A 20,634-nucleotide genomic window follows, 5' to 3' on the forward strand; every position below is an offset into this window, starting at 1 on the left:
ATTTGTAGTTAATGTGTGTGAATTATGGTAATATCATTAGACCAGTTCGGAAATCTTGGGGCGTATCTGGAGTTGTTTGTGTTAAAGAAAATCGGTTCGGGAGTAATTTCTTATTTTTCAGCTGTTCCCTATCTTTTGGGCTATATTGGCCGTACTTTCGTGTCTTCAACGGCTTTTATCCGTCGGGTCAAGGCGGCCCGCAAAGTCATCATAATGCAGCTTCTATTTACATTTATCGAGGCTCTTCCAATCATTGCCGTGCTTTCAGTTTCCCTTGGTTCAGCTATTTACATAATCGGCTATTCGTTTCTTCTGTCGATAGGGCAGGCATCACTTATCTATAATCTTCTTGCACTAATCGTTATTCGGGAGCTAGGGCCTCTTCTTGTGGCCTTTGTCGTTACGGCGCGTTCTGCTACGGCAATTGCAACGGAACTTGGCGGCATGGTAACTTCACATCAGATTGAAAGCTTTGTTTCTTGCGGCATAGACCCGATCGCTTATCTTGTTGTTCCGCGATTTCTTGGCGTGAGTCTTTCAGTTTTCTTCCTTAATTTGTATTTTTCTTTCTGCGGAATTCTTGGACCTGCAATAATCTCTCAATTTGTAAGTCCGCTTGCTTCATACGGATATTTTGAGAATCTTCTGAAAAGCGTGTCTATTTTCACAATCATCACATCCATGATTAAAAGCCTGGTTTTCGGCATGGTCATTTCAATTACGGCAACATATTACGGCTTTAATGTTGAGAGGGCATCAACGGAAATCCCTATTGCGGGCATACAGGCTGTTTCAAAATCATTCGTCGGTATAATCATCGCGGATGTGCTCATAATCGTACTTTCTTCTTTATAAGACGGGGGATGAAATGGCTTTATTTCGAATTGAGGATGTGAAATTCAATTCCAGGAGCAAGGAAGTAATCAGGGGCATTAGTCTAGATATTGAAGCGGGTACTGTCACAGGTTTGATGGGCAGGTCTGGAAGCGGAAAATCAACTTTGCTGAAGCTGATTGCAGGAATTCTTGTTCCGAGCGGCGGCCGGGTGCTTTATAAGAATATAGACATTCAGCTCATGAATGATAAGAGAAATATGCGGTTTCGCCGTGAATGTTCCTTCGTTTTTCAGGATTCCGCTTTATGGGCCAATCAGGATATTGCTCAGAATTTGAACCTTCCTTTGCAGACCCAGAATCCGTCGATGTCCGAATCTGAGCGAAAACAGCGAATTCATGAGGTTTGCGAGCTTGTGAAATATGAACGCCCCCTGAATTTGCGGCCTGTTGACCTTTCCATGGGCGAGCAGAAAAGAATTGCGTTTGCCCGTGCGTTAATCAACAGACCTGAAGTGCTTTTTCTTGATGAGTGCACCGAATCTCTTGATAAAAAGGGCGGGGCTGTAATCCTTGATTTGCTGCATGATTTTATCGCTGCTGGAAATACCGTCGTTTATGTGAGCCACAGCACTTCTTTTATCTCAGCGATTGGCGGCGATAAGTATGTTATTGATGAAGGTCTTTTAAGTGATTAAAATGGACTAAATAAATTAAAAAAGTCAGTGTATGAAATTTAAAATTCGTTTCGCAGATCAGATTGTCGGATTTTTCTCTTTGCTTGCTATGGCGCTTCTTATTGCTTTCGTATTTGCTTTGGGTGCAAGTCAAAACTGGTTCGTCAAAAAAAACATCTATTATACATATTTTCCGTCTGGGGCAGGTTTTTCGGTCGGCATGGATGTTACCTACAAGGGCTTTCCAATCGGAAAAATCAGTGATGTAGACCTTGAAGGTTCTGCTGCCCGTATCGAATTTTATGTTCTTGAAGATTATGCCGAATATGCAAAGGAATTTTCACTGGTTGAGCTTATAACAAGTCCTATCGGGCTTGGTTCTTCATTTGTATTCCATCCGGGAAGGGGTACTGAAATTATTCCGTCTGGTTCTGAAATTTTTCGTATAGATTCAACTACAGGCCGGCAATTTATAACGGCAAAAAAAATTGCTCTTGAAGTACAGGAAGATTCAATCGGTGTAATGATGAAAAAAGTTTCTTCCATTATGGATAATGTAAATTTGCTTCTGGTTAATTTGAATTCGGCTCTATCCGGTCGTGAAGACACTGCAACTCCAATCAAACAGATAATAGCAAATTTAAATGAAATCACAAAGAATATTTCTGCCCTTACAGGCACTTTGAACAATGACAGTGGTGCCGTTCCTGCTCTGCTTGGAAATCAGCTTACAACAGATATTTCTGATGTGCTCAAAAACATTTCGCTTGTTTCTGATGAGCTTACATCAATTTCTGGAAGCGCGGATGTGCTTGTTTCAAATGCCGTTCCTGAAATTGACAGTGCGCTGCTTCAGCTCAATTCTATTCTGATTGAAGTTCAGGATGTGCTTACCGGTGTCAAAAACAATGCCTTTATCCGTGGCGGAGTGCCTGACAGAACGAGCGGAAAGGCTTCGACAAGTCAGCTGAGGAGCGAGGATTTCTGATGCGACTATTTTCCTTTTTTGTCTTGAGTTTACTGTTTGTTTCATGTTCTTCTGCACCCAAACGGGTTATGCTCGTCACTGATAATACAAATCTAGCTTATTCCAGATTAGAAGAGGCTGATGCAAGCATCGTTTCCGGAAAATATGACCGGGCATACAATCAGCTGTCATCTGCCTTCAATCTTGCACTTTCGGTTGATAATCCGGCTCTTCTTTGCAAAATCACTCTTTCAGGAATCGTCCTTAAAATTTCAAATCCAGAACTTGATAAGGCTCAAGATGAATCAGAGGGGGCAGTTGAGCAAAATGAGAGCTTTCTTTCAGTGTCAAAAGAGGAGCTGCTTGTCCTTGCTAAAAAACTTGCGGGTCGTTCTTCTGAGCAGAAAAATCTTTCAAATCTTTGCTCTGTTTATGATGTCAGAATTCAGCTCGAAAACGAAAAAAATCTTTCAGATGGAAGAATTTCTTCTGAAAACATGAAGGCTTATCTTTCTTCCTTAGAAAAAGCAAAGCCCGCACTTTCAAAAGAACCGTTTTATCTTGCTTACCTGTACAGAACTTTCGGTGATGTGTGCATGGCTGGCGGAAAATACAGCGATGCACAGATATATTACTCCGAGGCTGCAAAAATTCACACAAAAGAACGCTATCTGATGGAAATCGGCCTGGACTGGTATTGCGTTGCCCGTGCGTATTCTCAGGGCGGAAACAAAAAGGCGGCGGTGGATGCAATTCTTACTGCCTTAAAATATGACCGGGATGCTGAAAATACACGGGGAATAGCCTCTGACTACATGGCTTATTCAAGAATCCTCTTGAAAGGTAATGTTACAAAAGAAGAAAAGGCGCTTTCTGATGAACTGTGTGCCTGGAGCGAAAAAATCTTAAAGGCCGGAAAGTTTTAAATTTGAAAGAACTGATTGATGCTTGCAGAAAGGGGAGTGGTTTTTACAGTTGCATGAAAGTCTTTTTAAGGTTAAAATAAAATAAGTGAATTCTGAATATACGATTGTGTTTTCTGACGGCGATTTGCTTTCGCGGGTCTGTGGCACAAATGACAGCAATTTAAAACTCATCGAAAAGCATATTGGCGTTCCGGTCTTTACCCGTGGAAATGAAATTTCCATAAGCGAGGAAGATCCTCGTGTTCAGCAGGAATTTAAATTCATAATCGACCGTATTATCGACGAAATTTCTGATTCAGGTGATTCTTCTTCTGATTTAATTCATTCAATATTAAATACGGGCTTTGTTGACGGTATCGCGGATTCAGATTTTAATGCGGCACGCTACGCCATTTCAATTCCGGGCAGCACGCGTAAAATTTACCCCAAAACTAAAAATCAGGCAGAACTAGTCAAATCTTTCAGAAACAAAAATCTTGTATTTGCAGAAGGTCCTGCTGGAAGCGGAAAGACATTTCTTGCGGTGGCCGAAGCCTTGAATCTTGTGCTTTCTAAAAAAGTGAATTCAATCGTTCTTACGCGACCGATTGTTGAGGCTGGTGAAAGTCTTGGTTATCTTCCCGGTGACCTTGAAAGCAAAATCAATCCTTATTTACGGCCTCTTTATGATTCAATGAATGCCTGTCTGCCCCGTGAAATAGTGCATAAACTTACGGAAAATGATATTATAGAAACTGCGCCTCTTGCTTATATGCGTGGCCGCACTCTCAACAATTGTGCTGTAATCCTTGATGAGGCACAGAACACCACAGTTGAGCAGATGAAGATGTTTCTGACACGAATGGGCGAAAATTCAAAGGTTTTTGTCACAGGAGATATATCTCAGATTGATCTTCCCAAGCGGCAGAAGTCGGGATTGATTCATGCCATGCATATTCTGGAAGGAATCGATGAAATCAGCATAGTCCGTCTTGATGGGCGTGATGTCGTTCGTTCTGGCCTTGTCAGAAAAATCGTACAGGCATACGAGCAGGATTCAGATTGCACTGGTGAGGCTTAGATTTGTCCACACGGCAATCTTTTGGAGTTAAAAAATGAGTAAAAAAGAAAAAAACGAAGAAAACGGAATAGTCAGAACTTTCTCTTCCATGGGAGCGTTTATTGCTAAAAACTGGCAGTTGATTCTGGCATTCTTCCTCACTTTCATGGCTGCTACAGCGATTCTCTGGTACGATGCCAATACAACCGAAACGCTCGCTTCATTTGCAATTGAAGAATATGAAGTCGGTCAGGTTGCCGACAAGACTATTTATGCAAAAAAATCTCTTCCTGAAGATGTGCAGTATCCTGTTGCAATCGAAAAGGGTGAAAAAGTTATCCGTAAAGGGTTCCCTATCACCGAAGAGGAATTTTTCAAGCTTCAGAAAATGGCGGATTCTCCGCTTTACATCGATTATCGGGCTTTCTGGGATAAAATTCTTTACCTTGTGCTCGTTGCTGTTCTCTGGATTGTGCTTTTCAACCCAGTTCTTTTAAAACGTCGGATCGAAATAAAAGAAGTGATTCTTGAGTGCGTGCTTTTTATCCTTGTTTTCTTTACGACATCGTTTGGCATGAAGAGTGCAATTTTCCAGAATCCATATACGCTGCCAGTCATGATTCCTTCGGTCTTTTCGGCATTCTTGATTGCGATTCTTTTCGGGCAGACATCCGCTTTGTTTTTCTCAATTCTGCTCTCTCTCGGCGTTCTCGGTGCTTCTTCATTTCAGATTGTTCCGACTCTTTTTACGCTCGCCGTATGTGTTTCTGCTTCACGAATCGTAATGAAGATTGAAAGACGAATCGACATGGTTTTTGCATCCCTTATGCAGGCCGTACTTAATGTTGTGTTCATTGTCTTCCTTAAAGTCATGTTCAATTCTGATTTTAACGATGCGGTTTTCATTTGTCCGGGAATTGCTTTTAACGGCTTCCTTTCGGGAATTCTTGTGCTTGGATTCCTTACGCCGCTTGAATCTATTATGAACACAGCTTCTGTATTCCGGCTTATGGATTTGAGCGATCAGAACGCACCTGTTTTGCGAAAGCTTCTTCTTACTGCGAGCGGAACTCACCAGCACTGCATGATGGTTGCTCAGCTTGCCGAAAACGCATGTAAAGAAATCGGGGCAAACGCTCTTCTTGCGAGGGTCGGCTCATATTATCATGATATCGGTAAAATGGAGCATCCTGAGTATTTTACAGAAAACAATATCGATACCGCTAACAAGCATACTGATTTAAATCCGTCGCTTTCGGTTTCGGTAATCAAAAGTCATGTAAAAATCGGTGTTGAAAAGGCATATCAGCTTCGTCTTCCAAAGCAGATAATCGATATTATCGCAGAGCATCACGGCAATTCCCTGATTACTTACTTCTATAATAAGGCAAAAGAAAAAGATGAAAATGTAAATCCAGAAGATTATTCTTATATCGGAAATCCTCCGAGTACAAAAGAAAGTGCAGTTGTAATGCTCGCGGATGTATGTGAGGCGGCCTGTAAATCTCTTGAAAAACCGACTGCCCAGCGGCTAGAAAAATTCATTCAGGATTTAATCAATAAAAAGATTGAAAGCGGCCAGCTTGACAATTCAGCGCTTACTTTCGGTGAACTTACTAAAATCCGTGATACATTCGTTCGCATTCTTGCAGCATACTATCATGGACGAATCAAATATCAAAATCAGAAAGACCCTGATGCTACCGGTGACAGTGAAGCCGAAAAATCAGAAAAAGACAAATCTTTCACTTCTGAAAAGGACAAATCCCAGTCTTCTGAGGTAAAAGCTGATTCAACAAAATCTGAAAAACAGGAGAAAGAATAATGGCAAACAGAGTTTTAGTTTCAGTTCAGGACGGTATCGAGATTCCAGCATGGCTTGATGATAATAAAATTGGCAAATTTGTGATTGAAATCCTCAAAAAGCTGGAAATTGACCGTGAGGAAATCTCAATCCTTTTCTGTAATGACGAGGCAATTCAGCAGCTTAACAGGGATTATCGTGAAATCGATGCCCCAACGGATATTCTTTCATTTGAGAATGGTTCAAAATATTCCGATGATGAAGGTGAGTGGTTGCAGGCTGGAGATATGGCAATTTCTCTGGAAACTTTGCCGAAAAATGCTGAATACTTTGGTGTCAGCGAAAACGAGGAACTTAAGCGTCTTTTGATTCATGGAACGCTGCATTTAAACGGCTATGACCACGGCGAAGAGCATATTGAGCCTGGCGTTGAACCAAAGAATGAGATGCTTGCTCTGCAGGAAAAAATCTTAAAAGAAGTCACAGATGTGAACTTAATGAGTAACTAAGAAATCTTTCACGGATGGCGCGGAAACACAGAGCATAGTATCTATCTGTGTACTCTGCGAGTTTCGTGAGGAATTTAAAAATAAAGGAAGTTTTATGGGATTATTTAAATTTGGCAAAAAAAAAGACGAGGACTATCACTCCAGTAACGCCGCCAGGTCGGATAAATCATCTGAACTGGATCGGGCACAAGAAGAAATCCTCATTGAAGAAAAAAACGACATGATTAAGGGAATCGAGGATTTGTCTGAGACTACCGTAAAAGAAGTCATGATTCCTCGAATTGATGTTGATTTCATTTCAATTGATACACCTGAAGAAGAACTTCTGGAGAAAATCACAGAAAGCGGTCATTCCCGTTTCCCTGTTTACAGCGAATCAATCGATAATGTAACTGGCATTCTCTATGTAAAGGATATTATCAAGGCAATAGCCAAAAAAGAAAAAGTTGATTTGCAAAAAATCACTAAAAAAGCATATTTCGTTCCTGAATCAAAAAAAATCGACGGTCTTTTGCGTGAATTTAAGCGTCGCCATCAGCATATCGCAATCGCAATTGATGAGTATGGTGGAATTTCTGGAATCGTCTGTATGGAAGACATTATCGAAGAAATTGTCGGAGACATTCAGGACGAGTTTGACAACGAAAAAGAAGACATCGTTTCTCTTGGTGAGAATGTATGGCTTTGCGATGCGCGAGTGGATTTGGATGACCTCAACGAGACGCTTGAATCAAGTTTCCCTACAGAAGATTTTGATACGCTCGGCGGTTTTGTTCTTGATCTTTTCGGGCGTATTCCTGTCAAATACGAAAAAATTGAATACGAGAATTTTGATTTCATCGTTCAGGATATGGAAGGCCATCGCGTAAATTTGATTAAAGTTATGAAGAAAGCTGCTGAAACAGAAGAGTAATCCGTGCAATCTGTGTAATCTGTGCTTTCAAAATTACCGATAATTGAAAAGATATGAAATCGATTCGAAAATGTCTGACAGTTCTTATTTTTTCTCTTTTGTTCTCTGCCTTTTCTGAAAGTCAGAGTGCGCTCAAATTATTTGAGAGTGGCATTCAGAAACAGAATGTCGAAGATTACTACGGTGCATCCGAAGATTTTCAGCAGGCCCTGCAAGTAAACAATGCTTACGGTGAAGCCTGGTTTCATCTTTCAGAAGTAACTTATTCTCTTGGCGATTACACGCTTGCCCTCACTTATCTTGAAGAGGCTGATAAATATGCAAAAAACAGAACGGACATACAGAATCTCAAAGGTCTGATTCTCATTGCACTCGGCCGACTGGACGAAGCACGGCTTATTTTTACGGAAATCCTTAAAAAATATCCGAATGATATCGATTCTCGGTTTGGTCTTGCAGAACTTGATTTGTTTACAGGAAGTTTTATCGGGGCAAAAAATCAGTATGAAGATGCACTCAAAAGACAGGGCAACAATAGAAAGGCTCTTCTGTCGCTTGCTTTAATCAGTGCGGAACTTGGTAATCATGAAACTGCACGAAAATACATTGATCAGGCTTTGCGCTATCATTCCGGGGAAAGCGAGGTTCATTATCTTGCTGCTTACCTTGAGGCAAAACGTGGAAATTTTTCGGAGGCAGAGAAGCGGGTTCGTGCGGCTGTTCAGATAAATCCTGATTATACAAAGGCTTACATTCTTCTTTCATCAATCCTGTATTCTCAGAAAAAATACGGCGAAGTCATTGATTTGTGTGATTATCTGATTTCAAAGAACAGGAGCACAAGTGAGGCCTGGTATCTCAAAGGTCTTTCTCAGAATCGAAAAGGTGAGTGGAAGGCTGCAATGCAGACTTGGGGTGAAGCCCTTTACATAAATCCATTTGATGAAGTCATGCGAAGCGGACTTGAGCTTCTCGTCATGAAAAAGCTTTCTGTCGAGGATGAGCGCCGTGAAGAATGGGCGAATTTCCATGTTCAGAAAGCACGCGAATTTTCTAAATCTTTCCTTGGCGAAGAGGCACGCTATGAATATCAGAGGGCACTTAAAATTAATCCATTTGACGATGTTGCCCGCTCTGAATTTGCTGAACTTTTGGGAAGGACGGGTCTTAACGAAAATTACCTCAATCAGCTGAAATTCATCAAACAGAATCAGGAAAAGGCCGCATCTGAAAAGGATGGCGATAAATCAAAAGTCACGCCTGCTCAGAAAAAGGTCAATGATACAATCGAAGCCTATGAATCTTTGATGAAATACTCGCTTGGTGCAAAATGGAATGTTGATCCATTCTACCTTGATAAAACTCGATGGCATGTCGGTATTTATTATACAAAATCTCCTGTTCAGCTTTTGCATTGTGATGCAGAGGAAATAACTGCCGGAATGTGTGCTGAAATTTTCTCAGGAATTGCATCTGCTTCAGTAGATGTTCAGAATCAGCCTGTTTCCGGATATGGTGAGGCTTATCGTCTTGCCCGCAAAAACAAACTTGATTATTTCATTCTTCTTTCATTGGATGAGACTGAACGCGAAATCACTTTGGCTGCTACTGTCTATTCAGGAAGAACCGGAACTGAAACTGCAAAATTTTCATCATTCAGAACTGGTAATGACAAATTCTCTTCTGTATTAAGGGCTTTCCGCCGCGACTTGCTGGATATTCTTCCTGTGCGGGGTAAAATCCTTCAGAGAAGCGTAAATGAAATCCTTGTTGATTTGGGAACTGTTGAAGGCATGAAACCTGATGTAGTGCTCGATGTAATCAAGGCTGGAAAGATTGTTACAAATGACAAGGGGCTCGGAGTTACTTACGAAGAAAAGAATTTCCTTGGAACTATAAAAATCACTCGTGCTGGTGAGGAAATTTCTCAGGGCACTTTGTCTCAGAACGGATTCTATGACCGCGTAAATGTCGGTGATGAAGTTCTTGTAAAATTCCGTCCGGAAGTAAAAGCTGCCGAGGATGCTCAGATTCTTGACAATACGCCTGCTGCCGGTGAAAACGGTAAGAGAATTCTTCCTCAAGATGAAAAAGCAGAAAAACAGAAAAAACTGGATGCACGCGAGATGGGACTGATTAAGACTCCTGCGATTATTCAGCTTATCAGAGGCCTTAAAAACTAAAAATTGATGACTGATGTTGAAAATCTTGAAAAAATAATTTTTAGCGTCTTCTCAATTCCAAAAACAATTCGTAACAGACAAAACACTAACGCGTGTATTTCGCCGCTTAATGTTGATTCACCGAATCTCTTTGCAAGAAATTTCGTTTCCAGATTGAAGCGATTGAATCAGAAATTCGGTGATGACCGTTCTGTAATCAATGATATCGCAGAGCGGGTAAAAAATATCGGGGAGGCAAGAAACTCTGGCTGGGCAGGGCCTTACTCAGAGCTTGTCGCCCTTGATTTTTATTCACAATTTTCAGAATTTTTCGCCCTTTCCTATATAAATCAACTTTCAGTAAAAACGCATAAAAAATCAATCCCGGCAATTAACGGACAAAAAGAAGTGATTGACATCGATTTATGTCTTCATCTCCGTCATGACATAGTTTTTACCGATGTAAAGTCGTTTAACTGCATTCATCAGAACATTCTTGATGAAGTGATTGAAATTGTTGAAGAATACTCGCTTGCGACCTTGGGAAAAAGCGTTATGATTGCCGTGGACAACCTTTCGAGCATCGATTACACCGAAGTAAAATCTCATCTCGGATTAGAAAAACGGAAGATTTATTATGAACTTACGAATGCGGTCTCAGAAAACAGACGCGTGCTTCATTATGAATCAAAAACGGGAATCGTATTCACATTCAGAATTGAGTATTCGGATACAATCAGCACGGTAAAAGAATATTCTCCTTTCGCAATGGCCGAGGCTTACAAGTATAAATTCCTGGATTATGGTTCAAAGCTGCTTGATAATGAATATTCGGTGATTACAATGGTCAGAAATCCATGGTTCAATGAAGAGACCGTTGATTTTGGTGATTTCAACAATATCTTCTATCGTTCACTTGCCCGCCGTACCTTCATTGAGCTAGACAAAATCCGGGCAAAAGCCGCTTTGTATTCATCAAGTTACGCGAACGGTAAAATTAAAGTATGTGATGTGGCAAAAAATCTTGCCGGAATCATTTTTATAGATGATGAAAGCCCGTCTCAAACCGAAGAAGAAAAACTGTACAAAGCCTATTTTTATATGAATCCAAATTATAAGAATAAAAAGCCCCTCACAATACGAAAACTTGAAAAATATTTTCGTAATGAGCGTGAATCTCAGATAAAAGATTTCGATGATTTTAAATGGGACAATTACTGAAAAACACAAAAAATCCCGCTTACAAGTGGTGGATTTCACCGATGTAAGCGGGATTTTTATGTTCAGCCAGCTATTTTTTGACTTTTATTTTCGTCCGATTACTATAGCTTTCTGTCGTTCAAGACTTGCCTGTGGATTTCTGTATGCAGTAAGCAGGAATACAGCAAGGAATGCAACTGCCGCAATTACACCGACTGTATAAGAAATTGTGAGTCCTGATGCTCCTTTTGCACCGAGGTTGAAACATTCTGGTGCGTACATAAGATATGTGATTGAGACAGCAGACATGAAGGTGGCAGGAATTGCACAAAGCCATGCACGGTTTTTGTTCTCATAGTTTGTTGCAAGATAAACCGCTCCAGCCCAAAGAACAATCATTGCAAGTGTCTGGTTTGACCATGAGAAGTATCGCCAGACTACATTGTAGTTGATGAATGAAATGCCGTAACCAATCAGGAGAAGAGGAATTGCAACGCTCAAGCGTACAGGAATCTTTTTCTCATCAAGTTTCATCCAGTCAAAGATTGTCATTCGTGCACTTCGGAATGCTGTATCACCTGAAGTAATAGGACAGACGATTACACCGAGAAGGGCGATTGGACCGCCGATTGGGCCGAGAAGGGCAACGCACATGTCATATACAGAATTTGAGTTTCCGCCGCCGATTGCTTTGAGGGCTGAAAGACCTGTGCCGCTTCCGTCTTTGTTCCAGAAGAATGCAACTGCAGCACTTGCCCAAATGAGAGCGATAATGCCTTCTGCAACCATAGCGCCGTAGAAAATCTTGCGGCCTTCTTTTTCACTCTTGATACAGCGTGAAACAATAGGAGACTGTGTTGCATGGAAACCAGAAATCGCACCACACGCTACAGTGATGAACATGAGTGGCCAGATTGGTTTTACTCCAGTTCCGTCAACATTTCCTGGATAAAGATTTTTGAAAGTGAATTCCATCATTGAGCGTTCGCCGGAATGAATCATTGTACCGATTGCGATTCCGAATGCCATAAGAATAAGAAGGATTCCGAAGAGCGGGTAAACTTTACCGATGATTTTATCGATTGGAAGAAGGGTTGCAAGGAAATAATAACAGAGGATGATTATAGTCCATACACGGATATCGAGCCATGCTGGGGTAAGGCGAGCAAGAAGACCAGCAGGACCGACCATGAATACAACACCTACAAGAATCAAAAGGACTACGGAGAAAATGCGCATTACATTGTGCATTATCGGTCCCAGATATTTTCCTGTTACTTCAGAAATTGAAGCTCCGTCATTTCGTTCTGAAAGCATACCTGCCGTGAAGTCATGGACTGCACCTGCAAGAAGTGTTCCGAATACAATCCAGATGTAAACGCTTGGACCCCACATGGCGCCGCTTATTGCACCGAAAATCGGACCCAATCCTGCGATGTTCAAAAGCTGGATAAGAAACGCTTTTGGTGTAGAAATAGGAACATAATCTACGCCGTCAGGATTTGCAACGGCTGGGGTTGGATTGTCAGTAGGCTTGAATACTTTTTCTACAATCGAACCATAAACTATATAGCCACCAATTAAGATAGCTAATGCAACAAAGAATGTAACCATAAGACCTCCTTTAAGACGGAAGGGGAAACGTGTTTTTGAATTATGTTCGCGTTTTTCTCTTGCAGCGTCTCTTTTTATTATGATTAAATCCTAAATCCGTTTCTTTTTACTGTCAAATTTTTTGTTATATTTAATATGAAGAAAGTCTTATAGATGGCGGGTATGTAAAAAAAAATTGCCCGGAGACAGTGTTTGTTTCCGGGCAATCATAATGAAATGCGTCTCAAAAAAATGCCTGTTTATAGACGGCCGGCTTCCCGTTCCTGTTTTTCCCACTCGGCCTTATCCATGTATTCAACAACAACTTTGCCGTCAATTTCGTTGAGGCTTGTCATTGCATAGGCTTCATAATTTTGAATCAGCCATTCATCATATTCAGTCCAGGTGTTAAATGTTTCGGTCATGCCTATATTCTATTGCAAGATTGCGCCTTTGTCAGCAGAAGAAACGAGTTTCGCGTATCGTGCAAGGTAGCCTGTCTTCACTTTTGGTTCTGGGGCTTTCCATGCGGCACGGCGTTTTGCAAGCTCTTCATCGCTTACATCAAGGTGAATCTTGTAGTTGTTGATATCGAGAGTGATTTTGTCGCCTTCCTGAACGAGAGCGATTGGGCCACCAACTGCAGCTTCTGGTGAACAGTGACCGAGTGAAGCACCACGGGTAGCGCCAGAGAATCGACCGTCAGTAATCAAAGCAACCTGCTTGTCCAATCCCTGACCTGCGAGTGCTGCTGTTACTGCGAGCATTTCACGCATACCCGGACCGCCTTTCGGACCTTCGTAGCGGATTACAACTACATCGCCAGGGTGAATCTGAGCCTTCTGAACGGCTTCCATTGCCTCGCTCTCATCGTTGAATACGCGGGCAGGTCCTGTGTGAAGCATGAGCTCTTTTGCACAAGCAGAGCGTTTTACGACAGTTCCGTTTGGAGCAAGGTTGCCGAACAAAATTGCGATACCGCCGTTGTCTGAGTACGGATTTTCAATCGGGCGCAAGATTTCCGGGTTGCGGTTTTTGACGCCTTTGATGTTCTCTGCGATTGTCTTTCCTGTAACGGTGATGAGGCTTGTATCAATCAAGTTTTTCTTTGCAAGTTCTGCAAGAACAGCCTGAACGCCGCCAGCATCATCAAGCTCGCACATGAAAGTGTGGCCAGCCGGTGCAAGGTGGCAGAGGTTCGGTGTACGGTTAGAGATTTCGTTGACTTCGTGCAAGTCGATTTCAATTCCGGCTTCGTGAGCAATTGCAGGAAGATGGAGCATTGTGTTTGAAGAGCAACCCAAAGCCATATCAGCGGCAAGACCGTTCTCGAAGTTCTTTTTGGTCATCATCTGTCGGGCAGTGATACCCTTTTTGTACATTTCCATTACAGCCATGCCAGCGTGTTTTGCAAGCTGGATTCGGCGGCCAGTTACGGCAGGAATCGTTCCGTTTCCAGGCAAGCCCAATCCCAAAACTTCAGTCAGACAATTCATTGAGTTTGCGGTGAACATTCCAGAGCAGGCACCGCAACCAGGGCAGGCATAGTTCTCAAGCTCTTTAAGCTGACATTCATTGATTTTGCCAACGGCCAAACCGCCAACAGCCTCGAACATATCAGTCAAAGAAAGATTTTTACCAGAATATGGATTTGAAGCATCATGACCAGGCAAGTGACCAGGCATCATCGGACCGCCCGAAACGAAAACAGTCGGCAAGTCGAGGCGGGCAGCAGCCATGAGCATACCCGGAACGATTTTGTCACAGTTCGGAATCATAACAAGAGCATCAAACTGATGAGCCTTGGCGACGCATTCAACGCTGTCGGCAATCAATTCACGGGTAACGAGAGAGTATTTCATGCCTTCGTGACCCATTGCGATACCGTCACAAACACCGATTGCCGGGAATTCAACAGGAGTGCCGCCTGCAAGACGGACACCAGCCTTTACAGCCTCAGCGATACGGTCAAGCTCAATGTGCCCCGGAATCAACTCGTTTTTTGCGCAGATAATTCCAACCATCGGCTGCTCAAGCTCTTCGTCAGTGTAGCCTGAAGCATAGAAAAGAGAGCGGTGCGGAGCGCGTGCCGTACCTTTAATTGCGTTATCAGATTTCTTCATAATGTACCCCTAAAAAAATACTTCAATTTAATAGAAAATAATCAAGGACATTATACAAAGATACTGTCATTGCGTAAATTGAAATATATGAAAAGAATTGTTGCATATCATGCAATTATAAGGGACGGAAAAATCTCAGATTTTTTTTGCGAGGTGGCTCTTTAGTATTTCAGCATCTCCATTGCAGTGTCAAAAAATGATTTTTCCATGACATCTGAAAATTTCTGGCTTAAATCATTCAGATTATTCCGAAGCTCATCTTTCGTTTCCCCGCACAAAATCACCTCGCAGTAGCCCTGTTCACGAATCTGCCGTGCTGCCCGGTTTTCTATCTGATTCACAAAGGCAATATATGGAAGCGATTTGAGTTCCAGAAGCTTTCCACGCGCGAGAATCGGGAATTTGATGTTCAGCGTATTCTGAAACTGTGGGGTTTTAGGGGTAGGGAACGACCCTTTAGGGGCAAAACCTGTGAGACAGGTTTTGAGTGAGTCTCCCCTAGGAGAAGGGGTAGCGGAAATAGCCGAACGGAGCGGAGAAGGCTGAACTTGTTCTGCATTCTCCTGCGTAGTGAGAGGTATTGGAGCGAGGGGAAGGCTTTCCCCACTGCTTTCCGTTTTTCGTTTTCCACTTTCCACTTTCAGTTTCTCAAAAATCATCTCGCTCAAAGGCATTCCGGTGCTCGCGGCGTATGTCGTGCTCATTCCTGAAAGGCGCGGGTTTATTTCAATTACGAACCACTTTTCGCCTGTAAAGACTAAATCGACTTGTGCGATTCCGTCGAGTTTGAGTTCTTCCGCAAGCTTTGAAAGCATTTCGTTCAGGTCACGGATTTTGTAATATTCGGATTCAGTTGCGTCTGTTCCAAACGGGCCGAATTTCACGCTCTGCTTCGGACTTGTGATTCCGTACTGATTAACGCTGAATTTGAACGGTGGAAAAATCGTGTAGGTTTGGTGTGCGTTTTTTTCATCGTAAGTGCCGTAAATCTCGCAGCCGAACTGCTCACCTGCAATCATTTCTTCTATTATTCTGTCTGAAGTTGTCTTTTTTGAGCGCAGAATTCCTAAGGCTTCATCATAAGTGTTCACGACATCTGCTCCAAATGAGCTCAATCCTGTCGTATCCTTTATGATTACTGGAAAATTCAGTTTTTTGATTTCGTGAAAGACCGCATCCGTGTAGACATTGCTTTTTAGCTCGCGCCTGTTCCCCGCGTTGATGTAAAGTTCGTGATTAAGGTGAACGGCCTTTGCGCAGTTTATGCCGTGTTTTTCAAGGAATTCATGAGTCCGCCATTTGTCAAAGCAGATAAGGCCTGATTCAACCGGGTGGCAGATTGTCCTGATTCCCTTTTCACGAAGAAAATCAGCTACAAGTGCATCCTTGACCGTAAGCCAGTCGTAGGGCATCACATAAAATGAAAGGGCAATTGCTAGTTCCGGCTTCAAAGCGGCAAGTTCTTCTGCGATTTCTTTTTCTTTGTCCGAGTTGATTATATGGTATTCAATTTTTGATGATTTTGAGGCGATTTCGTTCCCTTCAACATCAACGAGAAACATTCCTGGAAGTTGTGTCGCGATTATAAATTCATGTTCGGCGTGCATTTGGGCAAGACTTTCCCATTGTTCTTTCCATGAGGGGAGTGTGGTCGTTTTGATTGCATTTCCGTCATAAACATTGGAACTTGTAGAATAAAAAAGAATCCTCATGGCTGGGATTATAGCATGCGAGTAATCCATTTGTAAAAGCCCCCCGTTTTGTGATAATCTTTCTTCATGAATCCGATTCCAAATTTACATACTCATACTTATTTATGTAATCACGCGATAGGGCATCCTGCTGACTATTTCAAACAGGCTGTGAGGGAAGGCTGCACGGCTCTTGGATTTACAGATCATTGTCCTTACCCTGAAAGCACACCTGATTACTGGCCTGATGTCCGAATGAGCGTTAAGGATGCCTATGGTTATGCTGATGAAGTGCGGGCACTTAAAAAAGATTCTCCTTTTCCTGTCTATCTTGGTTTTGAATGTGAATGGGATAATCGTCTTGTAAACTGGTATAAAGATGGCTTAAAAGGTGAATTTGGTGCTGATTATCTCATTTTAGGCTCTCACTGGTTTGTAAAAGGCGATTCACATGTTTATATTCCTTCCACAGTCGAAAAATCTGACCTTTTCAACTATACCGACCAGACAATCGAAGGAATGAGGAGCGGGCTCTTTGCTTTTCTGGCTCATCCTGATTTGTGCATGGCTTACGGACGCGAATGGAATTCTGATGTCGAAACGTGTATGAAGGCAATAATCGCCGCCGCAAAAGATTTGAATCTCCCGCTTGAAGTGAATGGACTTGGAATGCACAAGAAGAAGTGGCCATGCGAAAAAGGAATGCGATATTCCTATCCCGTCGATGAATTCTGGACTCTTGCCGCAGATTCCGGCGTTCGTGTTGTCTGTAATGCCGATGCGCACGACCCGCTTACAGTCATCTCACAGGCGCGTGATGCCCGCGAATATGCCGCACGGTTTGGAATTGTGCCGGAAGAAAGCGTCCTCTCTTAAAATCAAATAGCTTCCATTGCTCCTTAAATCCACAAGGAAAACAATGCGAAGCATCCTCAAATTTTTCTTGATTTTCTCTTATCCTGTGTTAAAACAATCTTATCTATAAAGTTATCTCTAAAAGTTCTCTTTTGTTGGAATTTCGCCCGAAATCAGCTGAGCGCATTTTAGTTTTGCCTCACTGATTCGGGCTTTTTTTGTTGGCTCAAAGAATTTGCTGCAATTTTTTGAGCGGCAAGTGCTGTTATCGAAAAGATTGGTGCAATCGGTGAAGTTGCGTACACAGAAGAAAGCAAAGGAAAGATTGATACAGCCCGCAACGCATATGACGCACTGACCACAGCACAGCAAGCACTCGTTACAAACTACACGACGCTGACTACCGCTGAATCTACCTACGCGGGACTTGCTCCAGCGTTCAGGTCACGCTCGGAAGCGAAAGCTACACGCTCAGCTCGGCGAATACTGAGAGCGGTGTTGCAAAAGCGGAAACGGCACTTACCCTTTCAGAACTTAGCGCAACCTACACCGAAACCGACATTGCACCGGGAAACTACATCGCCGTATTCTCTATGTTCAAGAATCCTACTACTCCAATCAGCAGAATCGCAGGATACACAACGAAACTCGGAACCTACTCGCACTACGACGAAACCTACACATTCCCGACCCTTACGGACGCAAGCGGCAACTTCACATTTGCAGGATGGAACATACAGACGGCAGCGGAACAGCACTCACAAGCACCGAAAATCAGAGCGGAAATCTTACGTTGTATGCTCAGTGGGAGTCTAGCAGCAGTGGGGATGAGACTGCCACTCCGCTTACCCTTGAAGCAATTGAAGTTGCTGCCGGCGACAAAGTCTGCTTCTATGCGGAAAGCTCAGAAAATACATCTTCGGCATCTATGCAGATTGCCTGCACGGCAGACTGCAATGTGTACGGCAACATTATGAGCCTTGTCACGCTTGAAGAAAATTCCATCAGCGCAAGACAATGGAATCCCAACGCAACAACCCTGACGGACTATGCATTTTACAGGCTGTTCTAAAATAACACCCATATAAAGAATCATGCTTCTAAGGCTCTGTATCTGCCGGCAACCACACTTGCAACTGCTTGCTATAGCATTATGTTCAAGGACTGTACAAGCCTTGCCTACATCAAGTGTCTTGCAACTGATATTAGTGCAAGCGCATGCACCAATGAATGGGTGGTCGGCGTCGCTGCAAGCGGCACCTTTGTAAAGGCTGCCAGCATGTCAGACTGGCAAACAGAAAGCATAAACGGCATTCCGTCTGGCTGGACGACAGAGGATGCAACTGGTGCAGTGGGGGGACGGGAGCTACGAACTATACGACATTGCAAAACGGCGACGTCATCAGGGTGGGCGACACCTTCATACCCGCAGGCTCATCTGGAAGATTCTGGTCTATAGATGGTTCTATCTGTGATAATGGCGTTACTTTTACGCTGATACGCGCAAACCTGACGCTGTTTGATGACGGAGCTGCCGTAAGCGAAGAAGCTGAGGACGGTGAATATTATGTTTTCAAAGTCGGAACAGGAGGGTATCAACTCGAATACAGCAGGCTGCATGTGACGGCAACATCCGACGGAATTGTCGTGTCGAATGTGAATATAGGCAGCATCTGGAACTCCTGCGCGGTTGCCGTACATGAGCCCGACTGATAACTAATCCCTGCGTCTGCGGAATGCATAAAACAGCCAGTTCTCTGCTTTTACCGAAAGCGGCTGGCCTTCAGCATGGCTTGTTCCTTATGCATGGCGCGTATGAATGGAGCGACTGGCGCAAGTACAGAACACAAACAAGCATGATAACAAAGGTGCTTGCCGCCCCTCGACTATACAGCTCGAAAAGTGTTCTGGTAAGGTGCGATACGGATGTCGATGCGCACCCCCAAAACTAAAAAAAATGCCGCATGACCTGTTGAAGTGCATTCACTTCTGGCTATGCGGCGGTTTTTATGATGTGGTGCTACAATTTTTCGCTAAGCAAGTACATTTTCGCGCTCAATTTCTTCCTTGAGAGCAAGCACCTGTTCCAGAGGAAGCGAGCAACAATCAGCAATCATTTCTGGTGAGAGATTTGCCTTTTGAAGAAAATTCTTCGCATTGGCGATTTTGGTGTCTTCAACAGCAATCTGCTTTTGTACCTGTATGAACTTCTCCTGATCCCATTCGCCGAAAATCATGGACTGCTCCTCCCTGCTCAGACTAAAACTGTACTTGATTTCTCAATCTCGTCTTTGAGCGCAAGCACTTGTTCAAGGGGGAGAGAAACGGCCTGAGATATTTGCTCTGGAGAACCAAGATTCATGTGAATCAAATTCTTCGCATTGGCGATTTTGTTGTCTTCAACTGCAATTTGTTTCTGCACTTGTATGAACTTTTCTTGGTCCCATTCACCGAAAATCATGGATTGTTCCTCCTTGCTCAGATTATTGAAATACTCGGTGAGAAGAGCTTCCTGGCGGCACTTGTCGAGCGCGTACTTCGGGGGATTCTTCTCTCCGTTTTGCTTTCCTATTCTAGCATACTCCGTAAAATTTGAATATGCAAGAAGAGGCTCGCATTTCTGGAGAATCGGGTGATTCGCGTTCTTGTTGATGTTGTAGATTTTCACTGTCAGGTCGAGCGATAGCGATTCGGGCAAATCCTTCAAGTTTGTCGCTTGCTTGATTTCCTTGAACGCGTCGGAAAGCCGCATGATTTTTTCCTGCGGGTAAGCGTCTTCTCCGTTGTAGAAAACATAGCACTCCGGGCGGGGGAGCTTTATTTCTTTCGTGTTGTACTTGTCGTTGTCGGTGAAGAAGCGGTTGTAGTGTGCTACCAGATATTCGAGGCATCGGAACGGCATGTTGTTGTTGATTGTACTCTGATGCTCGGCGAGAACTACGATGCTGTCATTGATTTCCATCGATACATCATTCTCTATGTTGTTGTAGACCACATTTTCCAGCATGACCGGTTTTATCTCGACCTCGCCGATTTTGAAGTTCGTGTTGTGAATCGCGTTGTAGAGCGAAAGAAAATGCTCTTTTGCGTTCACATTCCGTCCGAACATGTTCACGAAGAGTGAGCTCTTGTAATCGTGTTTTTGATTTGTTGCTTCTGTTGGTGCCATAAATGACTCCTTTTTTCGAATAAGTAAGATTTGAAGAAAAACAAGTATGGGGATGACTGATAAGTTAAGTGGTTTCGACTAGCTCAACCACCACTTTTTTTACTTATTGAGCAGCACCTCTTTCTTTTTCTTCTATCTATTTATTTGAAAAAAAAGTAACTTTTCGGCAATCT

General features: G+C 42.9%; 20 protein-coding genes. 14 read left to right on the plus strand and 6 right to left on the minus strand.

Going from position 1 to position 20,634, the window contains the following annotated elements:
• The first annotated feature begins 24 nt into the window (after positions 1-24).
• From Q0Q74_RS06675 to Q0Q74_RS06720, 10 genes are all read left to right on the plus strand, one after another.
• Positions 25-855 carry an ABC transporter permease gene (locus Q0Q74_RS06675; protein WP_294429534.1) on the plus strand — a complete coding sequence of 277 codons (831 nt, stop codon included), beginning with the start codon at positions 25-27 and terminating at the stop codon, positions 853-855.
• Between the two features lie 13 nt (positions 856-868).
• Positions 869-1,531: an ATP-binding cassette domain-containing protein gene (locus tag Q0Q74_RS06680; protein WP_294429535.1), complete on the plus strand. Its 663-nt coding sequence runs from the start codon at positions 869-871 to the stop codon at positions 1,529-1,531.
• Between the two features lie 31 nt (positions 1,532-1,562).
• Positions 1,563-2,498, plus strand: a complete 936-nt coding sequence (locus tag Q0Q74_RS06685; RefSeq protein ID WP_294429536.1) for an MlaD family protein — start codon at positions 1,563-1,565, stop codon at positions 2,496-2,498.
• A 23-nt stretch (positions 2,499-2,521) separates the two neighbouring features.
• Positions 2,522-3,403: a hypothetical protein gene (locus Q0Q74_RS06690; protein ID WP_294429537.1), complete on the plus strand. Its 882-nt coding sequence runs from the start codon at positions 2,522-2,524 to the stop codon at positions 3,401-3,403.
• Between the two features lie 85 nt (positions 3,404-3,488).
• A complete protein-coding gene (locus tag Q0Q74_RS06695; RefSeq protein WP_294429538.1) occupies positions 3,489-4,463 on the plus strand; it encodes a PhoH family protein in 975 nt (324 codons plus the stop codon).
• A 34-nt stretch (positions 4,464-4,497) separates the two neighbouring features.
• Positions 4,498-6,267 carry an HDIG domain-containing metalloprotein gene (locus Q0Q74_RS06700; protein ID WP_294429539.1) on the plus strand — a complete coding sequence of 590 codons (1,770 nt, stop codon included), beginning with the start codon at positions 4,498-4,500 and terminating at the stop codon, positions 6,265-6,267.
• The gene (gene ybeY / locus Q0Q74_RS06705) at positions 6,267-6,755 is read left to right on the plus strand and encodes an rRNA maturation RNase YbeY (RefSeq protein WP_294429540.1); all 489 of its coding nucleotides are present in this window, start codon (positions 6,267-6,269) and stop codon (positions 6,753-6,755) included. Before Q0Q74_RS06700 ends, ybeY begins: the two co-directional genes overlap by 1 nt.
• 94 nt (positions 6,756-6,849) lie before the next feature.
• Entirely contained in the window at positions 6,850-7,668 is an 819-nt protein-coding gene (locus Q0Q74_RS06710) for a hemolysin family protein (protein ID WP_294429541.1), read from the plus strand.
• Between the two features lie 53 nt (positions 7,669-7,721).
• Positions 7,722-9,851, plus strand: a complete 2,130-nt coding sequence (locus tag Q0Q74_RS06715; RefSeq protein WP_294429542.1) for a tetratricopeptide repeat protein — start codon at positions 7,722-7,724, stop codon at positions 9,849-9,851.
• Between the two features lie 6 nt (positions 9,852-9,857).
• A complete protein-coding gene (locus tag Q0Q74_RS06720) occupies positions 9,858-11,051 on the plus strand; it encodes a hypothetical protein (RefSeq protein WP_294429545.1) in 1,194 nt (397 codons plus the stop codon).
• An 84-nt stretch (positions 11,052-11,135) separates the two neighbouring features.
• Here Q0Q74_RS06720 and Q0Q74_RS06725 read toward each other — a convergent pair whose 3' ends face one another.
• The 4 genes from Q0Q74_RS06725 to Q0Q74_RS06740 all read right to left on the minus strand — a co-directional run bounded on the left by Q0Q74_RS06725 (position 11,136) and on the right by Q0Q74_RS06740 (position 16,458).
• Positions 11,136-12,644, minus strand: coding sequence for a carbon starvation protein A (locus tag Q0Q74_RS06725; RefSeq protein WP_294429546.1), 1,509 nt, complete (start codon positions 12,642-12,644; stop codon positions 11,136-11,138).
• 239 nt (positions 12,645-12,883) lie between these two features.
• On the minus strand, positions 12,884-13,048 hold the full coding sequence (locus Q0Q74_RS06730) for a hypothetical protein (RefSeq protein ID WP_294429547.1): 165 nt from the start codon (positions 13,046-13,048) through the stop codon (positions 12,884-12,886).
• Between the two features lie 9 nt (positions 13,049-13,057).
• Complete coding sequence (gene ilvD, locus Q0Q74_RS06735) at positions 13,058-14,746, minus strand: dihydroxy-acid dehydratase (protein WP_294429549.1); 1,689 nt, start codon at positions 14,744-14,746, stop codon at positions 13,058-13,060.
• A gap of 161 nt (positions 14,747-14,907) precedes the next feature.
• Positions 14,908-16,458, minus strand: coding sequence for an ATP-grasp domain-containing protein (locus Q0Q74_RS06740; RefSeq protein ID WP_294429551.1), 1,551 nt, complete (start codon positions 16,456-16,458; stop codon positions 14,908-14,910).
• A 66-nt stretch (positions 16,459-16,524) separates the two neighbouring features.
• Here Q0Q74_RS06740 and Q0Q74_RS06745 point away from each other — a divergent pair, with 66 nt between their 5' ends.
• The 4 genes from Q0Q74_RS06745 to Q0Q74_RS06760 all read left to right on the plus strand — a co-directional run bounded on the left by Q0Q74_RS06745 (position 16,525) and on the right by Q0Q74_RS06760 (position 19,005).
• A complete protein-coding gene (locus Q0Q74_RS06745) occupies positions 16,525-17,313 on the plus strand; it encodes a histidinol-phosphatase (protein WP_294429553.1) in 789 nt (262 codons plus the stop codon).
• Between the two features lie 706 nt (positions 17,314-18,019).
• On the plus strand, positions 18,020-18,364 hold the full coding sequence (locus tag Q0Q74_RS06750) for a hypothetical protein (protein WP_294429554.1): 345 nt from the start codon (positions 18,020-18,022) through the stop codon (positions 18,362-18,364).
• A gap of 81 nt (positions 18,365-18,445) precedes the next feature.
• A complete protein-coding gene (locus tag Q0Q74_RS06755) occupies positions 18,446-18,751 on the plus strand; it encodes a hypothetical protein (RefSeq protein WP_294429556.1) in 306 nt (101 codons plus the stop codon).
• Positions 18,676-19,005 carry a hypothetical protein gene (locus Q0Q74_RS06760; protein ID WP_294429557.1) on the plus strand — a complete coding sequence of 110 codons (330 nt, stop codon included), beginning with the start codon at positions 18,676-18,678 and terminating at the stop codon, positions 19,003-19,005. The genes Q0Q74_RS06755 and Q0Q74_RS06760 overlap by 76 nt, the downstream gene beginning before the upstream one ends.
• A gap of 320 nt (positions 19,006-19,325) precedes the next feature.
• Here Q0Q74_RS06760 and Q0Q74_RS06765 read toward each other — a convergent pair whose 3' ends face one another.
• Both Q0Q74_RS06765 and Q0Q74_RS06770 read right to left on the minus strand, forming a co-directional pair.
• The gene (locus Q0Q74_RS06765) at positions 19,326-19,529 is read right to left on the minus strand and encodes a hypothetical protein (RefSeq protein ID WP_294429559.1); all 204 of its coding nucleotides are present in this window, start codon (positions 19,527-19,529) and stop codon (positions 19,326-19,328) included.
• Positions 19,530-19,546: 17 nt separating this feature from the next.
• Positions 19,547-20,461 (minus strand): Rpn family recombination-promoting nuclease/putative transposase, encoded by a 915-nt coding sequence (locus tag Q0Q74_RS06770; protein WP_294429561.1) that lies wholly within the window; start codon positions 20,459-20,461, stop codon positions 19,547-19,549.
• Positions 20,462-20,634 lie beyond the last annotated feature (173 nt).

It is taken from the genome of uncultured Treponema sp. (assembly GCF_946187725.1).
GTDB lineage: Bacteria > Spirochaetota > Spirochaetia > Treponematales > Treponemataceae > Treponema_D.

Excerpts from the sequence above, each read along its gene's own strand:
- Q0Q74_RS06675 (WP_294429534.1), top strand. The coding sequence starts at position 25 with ATGGTAATATCATTAGACCAGTTCGGAAATCTTGGGGCGTATCTGGAG.
- Q0Q74_RS06680 (WP_294429535.1), top strand. The coding sequence starts at position 869 with ATGGCTTTATTTCGAATTGAGGATGTGAAATTCAATTCCAGGAGCAAG.
- Q0Q74_RS06685 (WP_294429536.1), top strand. The coding sequence starts at position 1,563 with ATGAAATTTAAAATTCGTTTCGCAGATCAGATTGTCGGATTTTTCTCT.
- Q0Q74_RS06700 (WP_294429539.1), top strand. The coding sequence starts at position 4,498 with ATGAGTAAAAAAGAAAAAAACGAAGAAAACGGAATAGTCAGAACTTTC.
- ybeY (WP_294429540.1), top strand. The coding sequence starts at position 6,267 with ATGGCAAACAGAGTTTTAGTTTCAGTTCAGGACGGTATCGAGATTCCA.
- Q0Q74_RS06710 (WP_294429541.1), top strand. The coding sequence starts at position 6,850 with ATGGGATTATTTAAATTTGGCAAAAAAAAAGACGAGGACTATCACTCC.
- Q0Q74_RS06715 (WP_294429542.1), top strand. The coding sequence starts at position 7,722 with ATGAAATCGATTCGAAAATGTCTGACAGTTCTTATTTTTTCTCTTTTG.
- Q0Q74_RS06720 (WP_294429545.1), top strand. The coding sequence starts at position 9,858 with ATGACTGATGTTGAAAATCTTGAAAAAATAATTTTTAGCGTCTTCTCA.
- Q0Q74_RS06725 (WP_294429546.1), bottom strand. The coding sequence starts at position 12,644 with ATGGTTACATTCTTTGTTGCATTAGCTATCTTAATTGGTGGCTATATA.
- Q0Q74_RS06730 (WP_294429547.1), bottom strand. The coding sequence starts at position 13,048 with ATGACCGAAACATTTAACACCTGGACTGAATATGATGAATGGCTGATT.
- ilvD (WP_294429549.1), bottom strand. The coding sequence starts at position 14,746 with ATGAAGAAATCTGATAACGCAATTAAAGGTACGGCACGCGCTCCGCAC.
- Q0Q74_RS06740 (WP_294429551.1), bottom strand. The coding sequence starts at position 16,458 with ATGAGGATTCTTTTTTATTCTACAAGTTCCAATGTTTATGACGGAAAT.
- Q0Q74_RS06745 (WP_294429553.1), top strand. The coding sequence starts at position 16,525 with ATGAATCCGATTCCAAATTTACATACTCATACTTATTTATGTAATCAC.
- Q0Q74_RS06750 (WP_294429554.1), top strand. The coding sequence starts at position 18,020 with ATGGAACATACAGACGGCAGCGGAACAGCACTCACAAGCACCGAAAAT.
- Q0Q74_RS06755 (WP_294429556.1), top strand. The coding sequence starts at position 18,446 with ATGTTCAAGGACTGTACAAGCCTTGCCTACATCAAGTGTCTTGCAACT.
- Q0Q74_RS06765 (WP_294429559.1), bottom strand. The coding sequence starts at position 19,529 with ATGATTTTCGGCGAATGGGATCAGGAGAAGTTCATACAGGTACAAAAG.
- Q0Q74_RS06770 (WP_294429561.1), bottom strand. The coding sequence starts at position 20,461 with ATGGCACCAACAGAAGCAACAAATCAAAAACACGATTACAAGAGCTCA.